Consider the following 18,107-nt stretch of genomic DNA (forward strand, 5'->3'; position numbering starts at 1 on the left):
CATATTGTCTTCATTCTGACCAAAACCAACCCTATCTAGATTTTTATTTCCACATAACTTTAAGGCAAAAATAAGCCTTCACAAAGGGATACACTACATTGGTTAGTATGTATCGTAAAACTTACCTTTATAACCATTCTTTTTTACTAGATATACATGAAAACTATCTCACATATAAAGGTCTGATATCATTCTTTATATCAGTATTTTTTTCGACATTTTTTGTCGAATTGTGTATATTTCCACAGAACTGTGTAAATATACATTTTGTTTTACGTTAAACAATTTTACTTTGAACATAATCTTGTTTGTCTGAGAACGCGTATAGAAACGGAGGGATAACAAAAATAAATAGCTTATAACAAATACTTTTAATATTCCATTTGTTCATGTGGAATAAGTCCCCAATGGACAAATGAATGTTCAGAGGAGGAAAAATGAAAAAACTTTTTAATGTATGTTTAATTGTATTCGTACTATTTTCGCAACTTGCTAGTTTTCCATACAATCAAGTAAGAGCGGAAACCTTAACAGGAGATTCCTTATTTGACACTGTTGAAATGAAAGATGCGACGAATCATATTATTGACGAAGCAAAAAATCCTAACAATTTAATAAAGATAGGATCAACCATTCAAGTAGAATACGCTTGGTCAATAAAGGATCAACAAGTTGCACACGCAAATGATACAGCAGTAGTTCAAATACCACTTGCATTAAAAGTATCTAAAGATTTGCAAGGGGATTTAGTAACAGATCAAAAAAATATTGGTCAATATTTTATAACAGCTAAAGATAATAAATTAAAATTAATATTTAATGATCAAGTAGAAAATTTGAAAGACGCTAAAGGAAAAATTAAAGTTGATACCGTGTTTAACTCAACTTTAAAAACTGGGGAAAAATCAGTTCAAATCGCTTTTCCTTTAGGAACAATGGTTCAGCCTATATCAGTTCCTGTTCAAGTAGAAAACTCTAAAGAAGATGGCACCAAACAGGATACTAATAAACAAGCGCAAGATCCAGTAGCTAAACCTGTTACTGACAATCCGGAGCAAGATCCAGCAACTAAAACTGTTACTGATAATCCGGAACAAAACCCAGCAACTAAAACTGTTACCGATAATCCGAAACAAAACCCAGCAGCTAAAACTGCCACTGATAATCCGGAACAAAACCCAGCAGCTAAAACTGCCACTGATAATCTGGAACAAAACCCAGCAGCTAAAATTGCTACTGACAATCCAGAACAAAAGCTATCAAGCGGCCCTGCTGAGAATACAAATTCAGGTCCAAAGCAAATAACAACAAACATTTTAACCGGTGTAAAGTTGACGGATAAAGACGGAAAACCATTTACAGAGGATAACCGTCCAAGTACAGATTCCCCTGCCAATATTGAGTTTACATGGGAACTTTTAAAATCAATGAATGTGAAAAATGGAGATTACTATATTTTTGATCTTCCTAAACATTTTAAGATTTACAATACAATTAACAGTCCTTTATATGATAGTGAAAACCATCAAATTGGTAATTTTACTGTTACAAAAGATGGAAAAGTCACGATGACATTCAACGATTATGTTGAAGAGCATCCAGATGTTGCTGGTAACCTACAATTAAAGACAGAATTTAATAAAGCTGAAATTAAAGGTACAACAACACAAGAAATTCCTTTCCCGATTAAAGATAAGGATGTTTCTATTACAGTTGACTTTAAGCCTAATGTACAAACAGCTACGAATAAAAAAGGATTACCTGATAGACCAATTAATACAAATGAAATTAATTGGAAAGTAGAGATGAACAAAACGCAAGACACCCTTAAAAACGCTATTTTTAAAGATAACATTCCACAAGGTACAAACTTAAATAAAGATTCTATTAAAGTTTATTATTTAGAAGTTGATGTTAATGGGAATGTAACGCGTGGTGCAGAAGCTGAGCCAACAGATTACAATATTATTTCATCAGATGGTTCAAAATTGGAGATTGCTTTCAAAGATTCTATCAATAAAGCATATCAAATCGAATATACCACAAAAATTACTGATGAAAATATTAAAAGTTTCCGAAATAACGTTACGATAACGAGTGATAATCAAAAGCAACAAAACGCAAGCTCTACTGTAACGGTTTCTCGTGGTACACACTTAAATAAAACAAGTAAATATGATCCAAAGACGCAAACAATTGAGTGGACAATTACTTACAATGGTGATCAAAGAGAGATCAAAAAAGCAGATGCGATTTTAAAAGATATTTTTGACGATACACACGAACTAGATGCAAATTCTATTGTTGTAAAAAACGCTTCATATAATGAAAAAGGAACGCTTGTAACAGGAGACGCTGTTAATAATTACACTGTAAGTAACAAGAAGAATGGATTCGATTTACAGTTTAATGATGATATTAATAGTGCTTATGTGATTACCTATAAAACCAAGCCAACTAATAAAGTTATAGAAGATGGAAAAGTAAAAAATAAAGTTACAGCTGATAATGATTCAAGTAAAGAAAATGAAGCTAGCTTCAAGCAGCAAAATATTATTAAATCTAATAATAAAGCTGAAACAAATTATAAAGACAAAACAACAACTTGGACAATTATAGTAAATAATAACAACTATCCATTAAACAACGCGATTATTACGGACACCTTTGATCATGGTGGATTACAATTAAAAGATAAGAAACTAGAAATTAAAGACGGAAATTATACCCTTCAAGCTGGGACTGACTATGTTTTAGATGTAACAGATAAAGGCTTCAAAATCACTCTTATAGGTACGTATCAGTCTAATATGACAAAGACATTAGTCGTAAAATATACGACAGACTTTGATTATACAAAGCTAGAAAGTGGTAAAACTTCATTTAAAAATACAGTTAACCTTTCTTGGATAGATACGGATTCTAATCCACAATCAAATAAAGTTGAAGCTAATTTCGATCCTGATACTTTCACAAAGGCAAATGGTTATAAATACGGTTCTTATAACGCCCAAACGAAGGAAATTACTTGGATAATAGGCTTTAACTATAATAATGTCGGGATTAAAGATCCTTATGTTATAGACGTCATACAAGATAAACAAAAGTTAGTGCCTGGATCCATTGAAGTGCGCGATATGATTTTAAATGGAAATCCTGATAATGCACAACCTGGTAATGCTGTACCAACTGAGAAATATGAACTTGAAGAACCTACAGAGGAAAATAAAAACACCCTAAAGGTTCATTTCAAACAATCAATTAATTCACCTTACTATATTATCTTTAAAACAAGCCTTGATGGTGAACTTATCCAAGGTACCTACAAAAACGAGGCAGATTTAAAAGATGGCTCTAAAATTGTAAACACCCTTACAGGTGACACTCAAGTAAATAAAGGTGGCAGCTTCGTTACTAAAAAAGCTGTGCAAGACGACAACTATATTAATTGGAGTATCGCAATTAACGAAAGCCAATCAACCATTGCAGATGCCGTTGTAACAGATGACCCAACCGAAAATCAGGTAATTGTGGAAGATTCATTCCACTTATATCCTACAACTGTTGATCCATATGGAAATTTAACAAAAGATACAGTAAATGAATTAAAAGAAGGAACAGACTATAAACTCAAAATAACAACAGACAATAATACCGGAAAGCAACATTTCGAAATTGCCTTCTTGAAAAAAATTGATCGAGCTTATATTTTAGAATATCGCTCACTTATTAATGCAGATGATAAAGAAAAAGTAAGTAATAAAGCGAAAATCACAGGCAATAAGTTGACAGTTAAAAACACAGAAACTACTGAAACGATTGAAGTGAGAATGTCTTCTGGTTCAGGCGGAGGATCTGCTACTAAAGGCCGTGGAAACCTTGAAATTATAAAGGTAGATAACGACAATAAGAACGCACTATTAGCTGGGGCAGAATTTACTTTATACGATCGTACAGGTAAAACTGTTATCCGTAAAATTACAACAGACAAAGATGGTATCGCTAAATTTAATAACTTAAAACGCGATAAATATTTATTAAAAGAAACAAAAGCTCCTGAGGGCTATGTAATTAGCTGGGATTTAAAACAGGGAAAAATTGTTGAACTTGGTTCACAAGAGACTACAACATATAAACTTGCAAATAAGAAATTTGTCGGTAAAGTAGTTTTAACAAAGTCTGATGACCTGAATAAAAACGTCACACTGCAAGGTGCCGTTTTCACACTACTTGATAAAGACAAAAAAATAATTTCAGAACACGAAAAATTAACAACAAATGATAAAGGACAAATTACTGTAGATAATTTAAAATCAGGAACTTACTACTTAAAAGAAATAAAGGCTCCTGAGCATTATCAATTAGATGATCGACTTATTGAATTTACAATCGAGGAAGATCAAACAACAGTAATTAATAAAACGGCCCAAAACAGCTTAATTAGAGGCTCAGCTATCCTAACAAAAGTTGATAAAGAGGGTAATACTTTAGAAGGTGCTGTATTTAGTGTACGGGACCAAAATAACAAAAGAATTCCTGGTTATACCAAATTAACGACAAATGGTAACGGACAAATCGAAGCGAAAAATTTACTTCCTGGAGAGTACCAATTTGTTGAAGAGAAAGCACCTGAACATTATGAAATAGATAAAAAACCGCTTAAATTTACAATTGATAAAAGCCAACAGAAAGCACTTACTGTTACCGCGACAAATCACCTCATTAAAGGTGGTGTCACTTTAACGAAAGTCGATGATGTCGATGGCACTGCCCTTGAAGGTGCTGTATTTAAAATTGTCGATGCGAATGACGAGAAACAAGTAATTCGTGAAAATATAAAAACAGGTTCAGATGGAAAAGTTACCGTTAAAGATCTAGAGCCTGGTGTTTATAAATTTATCGAAACAGAAGCTCCTAAGGATTATACGTTAAGTACAAACCCTATCGAGTTTACAATTGATAAAAGCCAACAAGCTCTTGCTACTGTTACGGCAAATAACAGCTTAAAAACGGGCGAAGTTGAATTATTAAAAGTTGATGAGTTTGGTGAGAAAAAACCACTTGAAGGTGCAGTATTCAAGCTTGTCGATACAAATAATAATGACGTTTCCCCTCACACTAACTTAACTACTGATAAACACGGTAAAGTTAAAGTTAGTAACCTACGTCCTGGTACGTATAAATTCATTGAAATAGCTGCTCCTGAACATTACGTTTTACGAGCAGAACCTATTGAATTTACAATCGATAGAAGTCAGAAAGAAACTCTACTTGTGAAAGCTGAAAATGCTTTAAAACCAGGAGATGTTGAATTAACAAAAGTTGATGATGTCGATGGTACAGCTCTTGAAGGTGCTGTATTTAAAATTGTTGATGCAAATGATGAAAAGAAAGTCATTCGCGAAAATATAAAAACTGGTGCGGATGGTAAAGCTATCGCTACTGGCTTACGCCCTGGCGATTATAAATTTATCGAAGTAACAGCACCGAAGTATTACGACAAAAATACAAAACCAATTAAATTTACGATTACAGAAAGTCAAACAACTCAGGCTACTGTTACCGCTAAAAACAGCTTAACAAAAGGCGGTATTGAGTTAACAAAAGTGAATGCTGCAGATGAAAAGGAAACACTTGAAGGTGCAGTATTTAAAATCGTTAATAGAGATACTAATGAAGATGTTCGTACGGACCTTGTTACGAATAGTAAAGGAATGCTAGTTGTAGATGACTTACGTCCTGGTAACTATAAACTTATCGAAACAAAGGCTCCAACTTATTACGATGTAAATGTAGAACCAATTGAATTTACAATCGAAAAAGGACAACAAAAACTCCTTCCACTTACATTTAAAAATAGTTTAACGAAAGGAAAAGTTAAACTTATTAAAGAAGATGATGTGGAAAGTAGTAAAGCTCTTGCCGGCGCTGTATTCACATTGCAAGACGCAACTGGCAAAGAAATTATGAAAGATTTAACAACAGATGATCACGGAGTATTAGTTATTCCTGATTTAGCACCAGGGGATTATCAATTTATCGAAACAAAAGCTCCTGAACATTATAAATTAGACAAAACACCTATTAAGTTCACAATTAAAAAAGGTAGTAAGGAAGATCTTCCTATCCCTGTTACTGTAAAAAATAGTTTACTTACAGGTGGCGTCACTTTAACAAAAGTTGATGATGTTGATGGCACTACTCTTGAAGGTGCAGAATTTATAGTCGTGGACGCTCATGATACTAAAAAGGTAATTAGAAAAGGTTTAACGACTGATAAAAACGGTAAAATTACTGCTTCTGATTTACGTCCTGGAGACTATCAATTTATTGAAGTAAAAGCTCCAAAAGACTATACCTTAAGCAAAGATCCTATTCCGTTCACTATCGAAAAAAGTCAAAAAGAGAATATTACTGTTACTGCTACTAACAGTTTAAAGAAAGGTGCGGTAACATTAACAAAAATTGATGACATCGATCGTACGATGCTCGAAGGTGCAATCTTTAAGATTGTGGATATGAATGGTAAGGAAGTTCATACGAATCTTGTTACTGATAAAAACGGAAAAATTTCTGTTTCTGATTTACACCCTGGAGACTATCAGTTCATTGAAACAAAAGCTCCTGAGCACTATGTATTAGATGAAACAACGATTCCATTTACAATTGAAAGAAGTCAAGCGAAAGAGATCAATGTTACAGGCAAAAATGCTTTAAAAAAAGGTAGCGTTGAACTAACAAAGATTGACGATATTGATATAAATACAAAACTTTCTAACGCCGTATTTAATTTATTAGATGCAGACGGTGAGCTAGTTGAAGAAGGCTTAAAAACAAATGCTGAAGGTAAAATTGTTGTTGAAAATCTACGTCCTGGTACGTATCAATTCGTTGAAACAATTGCTCCTGAACATTACGATTTAGATAAAAAACCTATCGTATTTACAATTAAAAAGAGCCAAACTGAAACTCTTCATATCACTGCTACAAATGCTTTAACAAAGGGTGCAGTTAAACTTTCTAAAGTAGACGATGTTGATGGCACTGTCCTTAAAGATGCAGTATTTAAAATTGTTAATATGAACGGTTATGTAGTTCATAAAGACCTTGTTACAAATGAACAAGGAATAATCGAAATTAACGACCTACGTCCTGGTGATTACCAATTCATCGAAACGAAAGCTCCTAAGCATTACGTTTTAGATGAAACACCAATCAAATTCACTATTGAAAAAGGACAGAAGAAAGTTATTTCTTTAACTGCTACAAATAGCTTAAAACAAGGTAGTATCGAATTACTTAAAGTTGATGATTTAAACACTCAAACAAAACTTGCCGATGCGGTATTTCATTTACTAGATCAAGATGGCAAAGTACTTAAAACAGATTTAAAAACAAACAGTGAAGGTAAAATCGTTATCGAAAACTTACGTCCTGGTACGTATCAATTCGTTGAAATAACGGCTCCTGAACACTATGATTTAGACAAAAAACCAATTATATTTACAATTAAAAAAAGCCAAAAAGATATTGCTACCGTTACTATGAAAAATAGTTTAACAAAAGGCGGCGTGGAACTTTCTAAAGTGGATGACGTCGATGGCACTACTCTTGAAGGCGCAGTATTTAAAATTGTGGATATGAATGGCACTGTAATTCGCAAAGATCTTGTTACGAATCAACAAGGTAAAATTAGCGTTTCTGACCTACGTCCTGGTGATTATCAATTCATCGAGACAACGGCTCCGAAACACTATGATTTAAACAAAGAGCCAATTCCATTCACAATCACAAAGAGCCAAGCTGATCCTATCTCCGTTACAGCTACAAATAGCTTAACGAAAGGCACTGTGGAACTTTCTAAAGTAGATGATGTAGATGGTACTGCTCTTAAAGATGCGATATTTAAAATTACTGATATGAATGGTAACGACATTCGCACTGAGCTTACAACAGATGTACCTGGAAAAATTTCTGTTTCTGATTTACGTCCTGGGGACTATCAGTTTATTGAAACGAAAGCTCCTGAACACTATAAATTAGATAGTACACCTATTAAGTTTACAATTAAGAAAAGCCAAAAAGAAAAGCTCCAAGTTACTGCTACAAATAGCTTAACTGAGGGTGCTGTAGAATTAATAAAAGTGGATGATATAAATCCAGATACAAAACTTTCTGATGCAGTGTTTAACATCATCGATGCGAAAGGTAAAATTGTTCGCACTGATTTAACTACTGATAAAGATGGGAAGATTTCTGTTTCTGATTTACGTCCGGGAGATTATCAGTTCATTGAAACGAAAGCTCCAACTGGCTATGATTTAAACGTTAAACCAATTCCTTTCACAATTACGAAAGGACAATCTCAGGTTACCTCTGTTACAGCTTTAAATAGTTTAACAACAGGTTCAATTGAGTTAACTAAAGTTGATATTGATCACCATGGAACACTTGAAGGTGCCATTTTCAATATTTTAGACCAAGATGGAAAAGTCATCCGAGAAGGTTTAAAAACAGATAAACACGGAAAAGTAATCGTAAATGATTTGAAACCTGATAATTATCAATTAGTAGAAACAAAGGCTCCTAAAGGCTATCAATTAGATGCATCACCAATAAACTTTACAATTGATAAAGCCCAAGCTACGCCACTACAAATTACAGTTTCAAATAAAAAAATTGAATCTTCTTCAGGTGGAGATGACAAGCCAATTACTCCTCCAAATAAAGAAGATAACAAAGGCAATGAAACATCTGAGAAACACGAAAACGGAACTTCTGAAGAACAAAATAATGAAACACCTGAGAAACACGAAAACGGAACTTCCGAAGAAACATCGAATAAAACAGATAACAAACAGCAAGATGATCGAAATACGGATAAGCACCTTCCAAATACAGGTCATAAAGAAGACCCTACACAAACAGTAGGTATTGTTCTTCTACTAGCTGGATTATTAAGTATTTTAGCTACAAAACGCAAAAAAAATTATTAATAATTTTTTCACATCCAATCAATCTCTCAATTGATTGGATGTTTTTTTATACAAAAAGGACGATACATAAAGTATCGTCCTTTTAACGGGGTGAGGCTGCCCAAAAGTACGGAAAACCTTTGAACAGCCTCTTATTTTCATATGGATGCCTTACATATATCACTGATAATAATTATGAAATGCGGAAACATAATTACCATCAACTGATTCAAACATGAGAAATGAAACCCTACAGTGGTTCCATTCCTCTACATAATCTAAAGTTTGGGTACACTAGATTCATGCAATGTAGGAGCTTTCAGAGTAGAAAGCGAACCTTCGTTTAAAATGATAGCATACATATCTCCCTCAAAAATATGCAAATATGCATATATCGTTTTTTTATTTCTCAATGTCAGAATATTGAAAAACAAAAGGTGTGAAGGTAAAATAAAGTCATTATCCGTCTTCTTTTGTCAGTCAGAGAGAATAGAAGAATAGGAGAGGAAAAAATGAGAAAATCATTGAAACAAAAAATAGTAAGCTCTTTGCTTGCTGTATCACTTGCTGTTAGCTTAGCTCCAATTGGGCAAGCAAAAGCGGATTCCACGTCAGAGGTTACACAAACTCCATCTATTACAAAACAGATTGATCCAAACCGCGCGATTGAACATGTTCGTTTCTTATCTGAAACAATTGGTCCTCGCCCCGGTGGAACAAAATCCGAAGAATGGGCTTCTCGTTACATTGGTATGCAGCTTAAATCAATGGGCTATGACGTAGAATATCAACCATTTCAGGTGCCCGATCAATACGTTGGATTCATTGAATCACCACTATCAACAAAACGTAATTGGCAAGCTGGTGCTGCTCCTAATGCACTAATTTCTACAGAAGCTGTTACAGCTCCCCTTATCTTTGTTGAAGGTGGGACAAAATTAGAAGATATTCCAAATGAAGTAAACGGTAAAATTGTTTTATTTGAAAGAGGAACGACAGTTACCGACTATAATAAACAAGTTGAAAATGCTGTTAGCAAAGGTGCAAAAGGTGTTCTTTTATACAGTTTAATTGGCGGGCGCGGAAATTATGGACAAACCTTCAATCCCCGCCTAACGAAAAAGCAATCTATCCCTGTCTTTGGTCTTGCTTATGCGCAAGGAAATGCATTTAAAGAAGAAATCGCTAAAAAAGGGACAACAATTCTTTCCCTAAAAGCGAGACATGAATCTAAATTAACATCTCTAAATGTTATCGCCAAAAAGAAACCAAAAAAGAGTACAGGTAATGAAAAAGCAGTCGTTGTAAGTTCGCACTATGATAGTGTTGTCGGAGCACCTGGCGCAAATGATAATGCTTCTGGAACTGGATTAGTATTAGAACTAGCTCGTGCTTTTCAAAATGTAGAAACTGATAAAGAAATTCGCTTTATTACCTTTGGTTCTGAAGAAACTGGATTACTTGGTTCGGATTATTACGTGAATAGTCTATCCCAAAAAGAACGCGACCGTATTTTAGGTGTCTTTAACGCCGACATGGTTGCAACAAATTATGATAAAGCAAAGAATTTATATGCTATGACACCTGATGGCTCTACAAACTTTGTAACAGACGCTGCCTTGCAAGCAGGTAAACAACTAAATAATAACCTCATCCTACAAGGTAAATTCGGTTCTAGTGATCATGTTCCATTTGCTGAAGCTGGTATTCCTGCTGCTCTATTCATTTGGATGGGTGTCGATAGTTGGAATCCATTAATCTATCATATTGAGAAGGTATACCATACACCTCAAGATAACGTATTAGAAAACATTTCACCTGAACGAATGAGAATGGCATTAGACGTTATCGGAACAGGAGTTTATAACTCGCTTCAAAAACCTGTTCCTCAAACTGAACAGAAAGCTGCTTAATCATTTAAAATACCACTGATTTTATCAGTGGTATTTTATTGAGAAAAAATATATATGCATAAAAGCATATTTTATCCTACCCATTATCGTATACAATATTAACTGTAACAAAACTGATTACAACTAATAAGGAGGCTTTTTCTATTATGAAAAAAATGATTTTAGCAGGTGCATTAACTTTAGCAGGAATTACTGGAGCTACTGCGTTTATTCCTGAAACAAAAGTCGCTGCTGCCGCTCAAGAACAAAGCTTTACAAAATTTTATTCTTTGCAAACTGGAGGTAGTTCTGAACAAGAACCTATTTTCCTTCAAAAAGGACAAGAACTAACAATTCATCCTAACAGCAAAACTCCTAGTTACAGTGTTTATGACTCAAATCATAACCTTATTGGACGTTATTCTGATGGTTACGGCCGAATTTTCACTGCAAAAACAGATGGCAATATGTATGTTCAATTTCATGCACCTTACGTTTACTATAGTCCTGTTAGTTTTTCTGTTACTTATACTATTCAATAGAAAAGAGGTCCTTTATAGGACCCTTTTATTTCTCTTCCCAATTCACTTTTACAAATCCATCTTTTACTTTTAATCCGCTTATATTCAATACATATTCTTCATTTGCTTTTAAAGTAACTGTAAAAGTACCTTTTTTCGATTCACAAATTTCCTTTAACTCTTTTATACCTTCTCCTTGTCTTTCATACACACTAAAACATAAGTTTCCTCGTTTTGCATCTGTCTCATAAGAAAATGTCACTTCTGTATCCTTTTCATACTGAAATTCAATATCCTTACCGGCAATATCCCATGATGAGAATTTTGCCTTGTAACTTGTTTTCCCTTGCCTCTCATTTGCTAAATATATATATCCGGCTCTCCACGCATCATCTAACGTTTGTGCAAAAGTAAAACCACTAAGTAATACAAACATTGTGCTTGCCAATATCGCAACTAATGTTACTTTCTGTTTTTTAACAAAATTCACCTTACGTTCTCCTTCAACCTTCTTTTTACTTCTTCTTGCCATATATAATAAAAAACCAATAAAGAATGGTAATATAACTGCTAAAATACTCCATCCTTTGCTCATTTGATGTGCTTTAGCATCTGTATATACCCATGACCCAACACATATTAAAAGTGCTATAAAAGCCAAAAACATTGTAATCCCAGCTATCTCAAATACTACAAATGGATTAGCGAACTCTATCATGTAATTTATACTCCTTCTTTAAAAATGACTGTATTACAACATATATCGGAACGTATACGTGCATCATAATCACACTTGCTATCAGCATAGGAATTTTATGATCCAAATGAGTGATAAATTGTTCTATAACAATTGTTAACAAAACAATCCAAATGGCATGAATACTAATTAGCCACCTCTTCTCTAACTTCTGAGCCTTTCGCACACTCTGCTTCGTGTTATTGATTAGCTCTTCGCTTGGAATTATCTCTCCTGCTAAACTGCTCTTTATTTTCTGTTCAAATTTATCTTCCTTCATGAACGAACCCCTCCAAATGTTCTCGCATTTTCTTTTTCCCATAATTAAGCCGATACTTTACCGTACCAATCGGTATATTTAATATTTCACTCATTTCCTTGTAAGAATATTGTTCATAGTAATAGAGTACGAGTACCGTTTTATATTTTTCATTTAATAAATGTATAACTTCCCATATCATTTCCGCTTCTACCTTTTGAATGATTTCCTCTGATATATTCACATCATCTACAAACTCTACTTCTCCACCATCTTCTTTATGAAATAAATCTAATACGCGATCTTTCCATCTTTTCTTCTTGCGGTAAAAGTCATAAAATGTACGAACGCAAATTGTAGTAATCCACTTTTTATAATTATCCACATAAGAAAGTTGGTGCCTTGATGAAAAAACCTTTATCCACGTCTCTTGAAAAATATCTTCCGCATCTTCTTTCGTTTTCGCTAACTTATAGCATAAGGAATATATTTGCTGCTTATATATATCAATTAATTCTTCTATCTTTTCTTCCATCATAAGCCTCCTGTCATTTATATAAGACGACGCAAATTCCTCTTTTGTTTGATAAAATTTTATTTTTTTATTATCTCCACATAAAAAGGCAATCACAACATCGTGTGATTGCCTTTTATTTAAAAACGAAAGTCCGCTTCCGTTTTTCTTTATGTCCAGCTCTGCCTCCTATTCTAAACGAGCCGCTTCCGCTTTTCTTCATTACATTTTTTCTGGTGCAGATACTCCTACGATTGCTAATGCATTTTGAAGTGTAGTGCGTACTGCCTTCATTAACTCGTAACGAGCTTTACTTAATTCTAAGTTATCTTGGTTTAATACTTTTTCTGCATTGTAGAAGCTGTGTAATGTTGCTGCTAATTCAAATGCATAGTTTGTAATACGGTGTGGCAGACGTTTTTGTGCTGCATCTGCAACTACAGCTGGGAATTCACCAAGTTTTTTCAGTAACTCTACTTCTTTCTCAGAAGTAACAAGCTTGTAGTTCACATCTCCGCCTGTAGCTAATCCTAACTCTTCACCTTGACGAAGGATACTGCATACACGAGCATGAGCATATTGTGCATAGTATACTGGGTTTTCATTAGATTTTGATACAGCTAAGTCCATATCGAAGTCTAAATGAGAATCACCGCTACGCATTGCGAAGAAGTAACGCATTGCGTCCACGCCTACTTCTTCCATAAGCTCACGAAGTGTAACTGCTTTACCCGTACGCTTACTCATCTTCATTTTTTCACCGTTTTGATACAGTTGTACCATTTGGATGATTTCTACTTCAAGTGTTTCTTTATCGTAACCAAGTGCTTGAATAGCAGCCTTCATACGAGGAATGTAACCGTGGTGGTCAGCACCCCAAATGTTGATTAACTTATCAAAACCACGCTCTAATTTATCACGGTGATACGCGATATCTGGCGTTAAGTATGTGTAAGAACCATCGTTTTTAATTAATACACGGTTTTTATCGTCACCGTAAGTCATTGAACGGAACCAAGTTGCTCCATCTTCTTCAAAGATCTCTTCGCGCTCTTTTAATACGGCAAGAGCTTGATCGATTTTTCCGTTTTTGTATAGTGATGTTTCTGAGAACCATACATCAAATTTAACACGGAAGCTTTCTAAGTCTTTTTGAAGTTTTGCTAATTCATATTTTAAACCGTACTCACGGTAGAATTCATAGCTTTCTTTTTCATCAGCTTTCGCATAACGATCGCCGAATTCTTCAGCTAAACGTTTACCGATTCCAATGATATCCGCACCATGGTAACCGTCTTCTGGCATTTCTTTATCTAAGCCTAAAGCTTGCATGTAACGAGCTTCAACAGAAAGAGCTAAGTTATGAATTTGGTTACCAGCATCATTAATGTAGTACTCACGAGATACATCGTAGCCTGCTTTTGCTAATAGGTTACATAAAGTATCACCTACTGCCGCACCACGTGCATGCCCTAAGTGAAGGTCACCTGTTGGATTCGCAGATACGAACTCAACTTGTACTTTTTCACCTTTACCAGTATTCGTTTCACCGTAAGCTTCACCAGCGTTTACGATTGTTGGAATTAAATCTGTTAAGTAGCTATTATCCATATAGAAGTTAATAAAACCAGGACCAGCGATTTCGATTTTTTCAATAGAAGCTTTTGCTTTATCGAAATTTGCAACTAGTTCTTCTGCAATCATACGAGGTGCTTTTTTCGCAACGCGTGCAAGTTGCATTGCCATATTTGTAGAGAAGTCACCATTTGTTTTATCTTTTGGAGATTCTAATACAACGTTTGGAATCTGTTCTTCTGTCGCTAATTCTGCCTTTAATACAGCAGCCTGAATTTCTTCTTTAATCAATCCTTTTACTTGTTCTAAGGAATTCATTATTTTGCCTCCTTCAAATTAATTGTAATAGTATATCTGCCAGCTTCTTGTTCACTTAGAAGCAATGCGTAAGTTAAGAAGAGTTGTCCTTTTTTCTTTTCATCCGACCATTTAAAAAGAACGTTATCAGTCTTTGTTTGCAATGCAAACGTACCAAGTTCACTCGTATACGTACCAGTTGTCCATTCACCTTTCACATGCGTCTGACGCATAGAAACAGCACCTGAACGCATAATGAGAACTTGTTCATCTTGAATTTTAATAATTGTTTTCACTTCGCCTTGTTCGTTCGGCTCCTGGAATGTTACATATGTACCTTGACCTTTTACATAGTATTGACCATTTGCTTCAAAAGCAACGGTTTCCTTCCTCGCCCCTTCACGGATTTCTGTTACGAAATGAACGTGTACCGGCAAGCCTGCAAGTTGTTTCTCCACGTCTTGCACACCTTTCAAATGTTATAGATATTAAATACTACTTATAATAAATCACTTTTCCTATCATATCAAAAAAAGACTCTGTCTGTCTGCTGAAAAATCAGGAAAACTCCATTTCAAAAAATAATTCACTTCTACTTTATTTCATATGATAAAATATTTTTTAAATCTAAATATTCTTTCAATTAAAGAGGTGAGTATAGTGATACCAACAAAGTTAAAAAAGGGTGATGAAATACGAGTGATTTCACCATCGTGTAGTTTAAGTATTGTTTCAAATGAAAATAAAAAACTTGCTATAAAAAGATTAACCGACATGGGCTTTCAAGTTACATTCTCAAAATATGCCGATGAGATAGATCGATTTGCTTCCTCTTCTATTTCTTCCCGCATTCAAGACCTCCATAAAGCATTTGGAGACCCTAATGTAAAAGCTATTTTGACGACACTTGGCGGATACAACTCCAATGGTTTATTGAAACATCTCGATTATGATCTAATTCGTAAAAACCCGAAATTTTTCTGTGGTTATTCAGATATTACTGCTTTAAATAATGCAATTTACGCAAAAACAGGGCTCGTTACATATTCAGGACCCCATTTCTCTTCCTTTGGAATGGAGAAAGGGCTCGAGTATACAACCGATTACTTTTTAAAGTGCTTAACTTCTAATGAGCCTATTGAAGTCCTGCCATCTGAAACATGGAGCGATGATTCTTGGTATATAGATCAGGAAAATCGAGAATTTATTAAAAATGAAGGATACGTTTCAATTCAGGAAGGAGAAGCTACGGGAGATATTATCGGTGGCAATATGAGCACATTTAACTTACTGCAAGGCACACCATATATGCCAAATTTAAAGGACAAAATTTTATTTATTGAAGAAGATAGTTTAACTGGAACATCTACTCTTAAAACTTTTGATCGTTATTTACATTCCCTTATGCAGCAGCAAGATTTTGAATACATAAAGGGAATCGTTATAGGAAAGATGCAAAAAGGTGCAGAATGTACGATAGAAGACATTCAAGAAATGATTGCTTCAAAACCTGAACTTGCACATATTCCTATCATTGCAAACGCAAGTTTCGGGCATACAACCCCGATTTTCACTTTCCCAATTGGTGGACGTGCAAAAATTATTTCTAACAAGGAAAAAACATCTATCACTATTTTAACGCACTAAAAAAGGAGCGAATGAGTCGCTCCTTTTATGGTTTTTCTATTTTTTCCAACGCTTTTTGTGGAATAGATTCTTTCGGGATTTCAGCCCATCCTTTTCCTTGCATACCTTTTGCATAAATTTTTATAAACGCCCCCGTATGCAATTCACGGTTCATCATTCTTTTAATGATCTGTAACTTTCCGTCTTCTGTATACCCTTTAAAAGTATACAAGTATTCTCCGTCTTTTTTCTCACCTTTATCTATAACCGCATAATAATCTTGTATTTCTTTATTTGAAAAGAAGTTGTCTACAAAAGCATGTACACCTTCTGTTTTTGTGTTCAAATAATACGCTGTTCCACCTAGAATAATGGCGAATACAGCTAAAACTTTAATTACCAATTTCATACATGAACCTCCTGTTTGCACTTCTTTCTCACTAGTATTATATCTATACTTGTATTATACGGAAAAGAGCATACTATACTCTATCTAAAAGTCTTACACTTTCCTTACATTATTGTAAGGGATTTTTTCTTACAGCAAGTTCCCAAGAAAAAATTTTTCCGTTTCATACACTTTTATATTATTATTGAATGATACGAATTTTTATTACAAAAATCAAAGGAGACAGTTTTCAAATGGCTATCTTGCAAGGTTTAGCACTATTACTTGTTGTACTTTGTCTATTTACACTTTTTAGTTACCGTGCGCCTTATGGAATGAAGGCGATGGGTGCTTTAGCTAATGCAGCAATCGCAAGTTTTCTTATTGAAGCATTTCACCGTTATATAGGTGGAGAAATGTTTCATAATGACTTTTTACAATCAGTAGGAGAAGCTTCCGGTAGTATGAGCGGTGTCGCAGCAGCGATTTTAGTCGCATTAGCAATCGGTGTTTCCCCCGTATACGCTGTTTTAATTGGTATCGCTACTAGTGGATTCGGTATTTTACCAGGATTTTTCGCTGGATACGTTTGTGCTTTCGTCGTGAAATTTCTCGAAAAGAAATTACCAGCTGGCGTGGAATTTTTAGCAATCCTATTTATCGCTGCACCAATCTCACGCGGAATGGCAATGCTTATGGATCCGCTCGTTAACGCAACACTCGGTAAAATCGGTTCTATGATTTCAGTTGCAACTACAGAAAGTCCTATCATTATGGGTATTATGCTTGGTGGATTAATAACAGTTATTTCTACCTCTCCACTGAGTTCTATGGCACTAACTGCAATGCTTGGATTAACAGGTTTACCAATGGCGATTGGTAGTCTTGCCGTTGCGGCCTCAGCCCCGATGAACTTTATTTTCTTTAAACGATTAAAAATTTGTTCAAAGAAAGATACAATTGCTGTAGCAATCGAACCTTTAACACAAGCCGATGTTGTCTCAGCAAATCCAATTCCTATCTATATGACAAATTTCGTTGGCGGTGCACTTGCCGGTATTATTACATCGCTATTCCAACTTGTTAATAATGCACCAGGAACAGCATCACCAATTCCAGGTCTTCTTGTCCTATTCGGATTTAATGACGTTATAAAAGTAACGATCGCTGCCGTACTATGTGGAATCGTTACCACTATTGTCGGATACATTGGATCTATTGTGTTCCGTAAATATCCAATCCGCTCTGCTGATGAAATTCGCGGAGTTACTTCGGAAGAGAAGGTTGCATAAAAAAAGAGCTATTCCCATCGTTTGAGAATAGC

Annotated in this window: 11 protein-coding genes; 5 read left to right on the plus strand and 6 right to left on the minus strand. The window is 34.7% G+C overall.

Features of this window, described 5'->3' with window-relative positions; genetic code table 11:
- Positions 1-437 precede the first annotated feature (437 nt).
- The 3 genes from NST86_RS27465 (at position 438) to NST86_RS27475 (ending at position 11,409) form a co-directional block, all read left to right on the plus strand.
- On the plus strand, positions 438-8,996 hold the full coding sequence (locus tag NST86_RS27465) for a SpaA isopeptide-forming pilin-related protein (RefSeq protein ID WP_227593358.1): 8,559 nt from the start codon (positions 438-440) through the stop codon (positions 8,994-8,996).
- 491 nt (positions 8,997-9,487) lie between these two features.
- Positions 9,488-10,888: a M28 family metallopeptidase gene (locus NST86_RS27470; RefSeq protein ID WP_001232213.1), complete on the plus strand. Its 1,401-nt coding sequence runs from the start codon at positions 9,488-9,490 to the stop codon at positions 10,886-10,888.
- Between the two features lie 146 nt (positions 10,889-11,034).
- On the plus strand, positions 11,035-11,409 hold the full coding sequence (locus tag NST86_RS27475; RefSeq protein ID WP_000738221.1) for a hypothetical protein: 375 nt from the start codon (positions 11,035-11,037) through the stop codon (positions 11,407-11,409).
- 25 nt (positions 11,410-11,434) lie between these two features.
- Here NST86_RS27475 and NST86_RS27480 read toward each other — a convergent pair whose 3' ends face one another.
- The 5 genes from NST86_RS27480 to NST86_RS27500 all read right to left on the minus strand — a co-directional run bounded on the left by NST86_RS27480 (position 11,435) and on the right by NST86_RS27500 (position 15,227).
- On the minus strand, positions 11,435-12,106 hold the full coding sequence (locus tag NST86_RS27480; protein ID WP_227593357.1) for an anti-sigma factor: 672 nt from the start codon (positions 12,104-12,106) through the stop codon (positions 11,435-11,437).
- Positions 12,090-12,404, minus strand: coding sequence for a hypothetical protein (locus NST86_RS27485; protein WP_016118954.1), 315 nt, complete (start codon positions 12,402-12,404; stop codon positions 12,090-12,092). The genes NST86_RS27480 and NST86_RS27485 overlap by 17 nt, the downstream gene beginning before the upstream one ends.
- Positions 12,391-12,918, minus strand: a complete 528-nt coding sequence (locus NST86_RS27490; protein ID WP_142238204.1) for an RNA polymerase sigma factor — start codon at positions 12,916-12,918, stop codon at positions 12,391-12,393. The genes NST86_RS27485 and NST86_RS27490 overlap by 14 nt, the downstream gene beginning before the upstream one ends.
- Positions 12,919-13,119: 201 nt before the next feature.
- On the minus strand, positions 13,120-14,790 hold the full coding sequence (gene argS, locus NST86_RS27495; RefSeq protein WP_001086447.1) for an arginine--tRNA ligase: 1,671 nt from the start codon (positions 14,788-14,790) through the stop codon (positions 13,120-13,122).
- Positions 14,790-15,227, minus strand: coding sequence for a DUF1934 domain-containing protein (locus NST86_RS27500; protein ID WP_000414867.1), 438 nt, complete (start codon positions 15,225-15,227; stop codon positions 14,790-14,792). The genes argS and NST86_RS27500 overlap by 1 nt, the downstream gene beginning before the upstream one ends.
- A gap of 202 nt (positions 15,228-15,429) precedes the next feature.
- Between NST86_RS27500 and NST86_RS27505 the strand changes: the two genes are divergently transcribed.
- Positions 15,430-16,416, plus strand: coding sequence for a S66 family peptidase (locus NST86_RS27505; RefSeq protein ID WP_000613233.1), 987 nt, complete (start codon positions 15,430-15,432; stop codon positions 16,414-16,416).
- 25 nt (positions 16,417-16,441) lie between these two features.
- Here NST86_RS27505 and NST86_RS27510 read toward each other — a convergent pair whose 3' ends face one another.
- Positions 16,442-16,804 (minus strand): YxeA family protein, encoded by a 363-nt coding sequence (locus tag NST86_RS27510; protein ID WP_000779920.1) that lies wholly within the window; start codon positions 16,802-16,804, stop codon positions 16,442-16,444.
- 233 nt (positions 16,805-17,037) lie between these two features.
- On the opposite strand from NST86_RS27510, the gene NST86_RS27515 reads away from it, so the two are divergent.
- Complete coding sequence (locus NST86_RS27515; protein WP_000996328.1) at positions 17,038-18,075, plus strand: PTS sugar transporter subunit IIC; 1,038 nt, start codon at positions 17,038-17,040, stop codon at positions 18,073-18,075.
- The last annotated feature ends 32 nt before the right edge of the window (positions 18,076-18,107 follow it).

The organism is Bacillus sp. FSL L8-0199, assembly GCF_038005705.1.
Lineage (GTDB): Bacteria > Bacillota > Bacilli > Bacillales > Bacillaceae_G > Bacillus_A > Bacillus_A cereus.

Excerpts from the sequence above, each read along its gene's own strand:
- NST86_RS27465 (WP_227593358.1), top strand. The coding sequence starts at position 438 with ATGAAAAAACTTTTTAATGTATGTTTAATTGTATTCGTACTATTTTCG.
- NST86_RS27480 (WP_227593357.1), bottom strand. The coding sequence starts at position 12,106 with ATGATAGAGTTCGCTAATCCATTTGTAGTATTTGAGATAGCTGGGATT.
- NST86_RS27475 (WP_000738221.1), top strand. The coding sequence starts at position 11,035 with ATGAAAAAAATGATTTTAGCAGGTGCATTAACTTTAGCAGGAATTACT.
- argS (WP_001086447.1), bottom strand. The coding sequence starts at position 14,790 with ATGAATTCCTTAGAACAAGTAAAAGGATTGATTAAAGAAGAAATTCAG.
- NST86_RS27470 (WP_001232213.1), top strand. The coding sequence starts at position 9,488 with ATGAGAAAATCATTGAAACAAAAAATAGTAAGCTCTTTGCTTGCTGTA.
- NST86_RS27510 (WP_000779920.1), bottom strand. The coding sequence starts at position 16,804 with ATGAAATTGGTAATTAAAGTTTTAGCTGTATTCGCCATTATTCTAGGT.
- NST86_RS27485 (WP_016118954.1), bottom strand. The coding sequence starts at position 12,404 with ATGAAGGAAGATAAATTTGAACAGAAAATAAAGAGCAGTTTAGCAGGA.
- NST86_RS27515 (WP_000996328.1), top strand. The coding sequence starts at position 17,038 with ATGGCTATCTTGCAAGGTTTAGCACTATTACTTGTTGTACTTTGTCTA.
- NST86_RS27490 (WP_142238204.1), bottom strand. The coding sequence starts at position 12,918 with ATGGAAGAAAAGATAGAAGAATTAATTGATATATATAAGCAGCAAATA.